The organism is Oleiphilus sp. HI0132 (assembly GCF_001635845.1).
In genome coordinates, this window is sequence record NZ_LWGJ01001631.1 from 1 (window position 1) to 1,293 (window position 1,293).

The 1,293-nt window shown below is 40.6% G+C and carries 1 protein-coding gene and 1 pseudogene; both read right to left on the reverse strand.

Annotated features, from left to right (window positions below; genetic code table 11):
* Positions 1-120: 120 nt before the first annotated feature.
* Entirely contained in the window at positions 121-1,038 is a 918-nt protein-coding gene (locus tag A3766_RS25140) for a diguanylate cyclase domain-containing protein (RefSeq protein ID WP_068508707.1), read from the reverse strand.
* Positions 1,035-1,293: pseudogene (locus A3766_RS31565) on the reverse strand (chemotaxis protein CheW); the annotation flags it as partial. The gene A3766_RS25140 and the pseudogene A3766_RS31565, both read right to left, overlap by 4 nt.

Consider the following 1,293-nt stretch of genomic DNA (forward strand, 5'->3'; position numbering starts at 1 on the left):
ATTATCGGCATTGAATGAAAAAACCTGAGCCAGTTTCGTGCTTACGTTTTATTTATTTTAGCTACTAATTCTTAAATTGCTTGGGAATTGGTAAAAAAGTTAAGGAATAAGCTTAATTGATCACCGAGTTAGTTGACTGAGCCAACTTTCCCAGTCGTCATTATCGGAATAGCTTGAAAGCTCATAGTGGAATTTAGCTGGTTCATCTTGTTTGGCAAGGTAGCTAAACTTGTAAGCTTCACAAGCCTGTATTAAGTCTTTGCCTAAGTTATGGGCATTATCAAGATCTGTATTAGGTAAAAGAATTAGAAAGCGTTTGTTGGTGTAGTTACAGATTACGTCAGTTTGGCGTATCCGGCTTTGGCAAATCTGCGATACTTCCACTAGCCACTGTTCGTGATCGCGATACTTTTTAATCATACATTCGCTGCTAAGGCTTAAGCAGGTGACCTGATCCTTATAGCGTCGTTGAAGTTCGGTGGCAGATTTTAGTTTGTGTTTGAAATAAGGAATACTTGTGCAACCGGTTAAAGGGTCAGTTCTAGTGGCGAGTTTTAGATCTTTCTCTAGCTTGGTAAGGTAAGTAAGTAATACCGAGAATAAGCTAAGAAATAATGCAAACGATAAAGCCTGAAAGAAAAATGAGCTACTGTTGTTTTCAGGTGTTAGTGGGAAGCTGAGGCATAGCGCACTCAATGACAAAATCGAGCCAAACTTTACCCCAATTAAAATAAGCGTTGCTGCTGCCAAAGGGAACAGCCAATATAAAACTAATGAGAATTCACTAAGGCTATGGCTGACTAGCGTTATATCAATGCAGACCCACAGTGCGGTGCAGGCTATCAAGAGTTGTTTTTTTCTTGAGGGCGATGAAAGATGAGCAGTGAAGAAAGCCTTTGTAAAGCAAGGCGCGCAGATGAAAAATAGGACACTCTGTGCTATTTGGTCGTTAAGAAACAAGCTAATAGCAAAGAACACACAGAAAAATAGCAGCCCGGAGAGTGCAGCATTATTTAGGTGCTCTTTTGCTTTAGTCATAGGTTCTCGTAGGCTAATGATTCGAGGTATTCAATATTTGGAATTACAGCTTCTTCACCATCCAGTGTGATCATTGCTGAGTCAGCTTTTCCTGGCTTACGGTCAGACTGTTGAGATATCTCATTCCCTACTTTTACAAGTCGGGGGATACCTTGCGTCACAATAGCAAAAAAAGGTAAGTCTTTTTGGTGTTTACCAATAGTATTGACTACCGCAATTCTGGAGTTGGGTGTGACCTTGGCTGCTGAGAGCCCA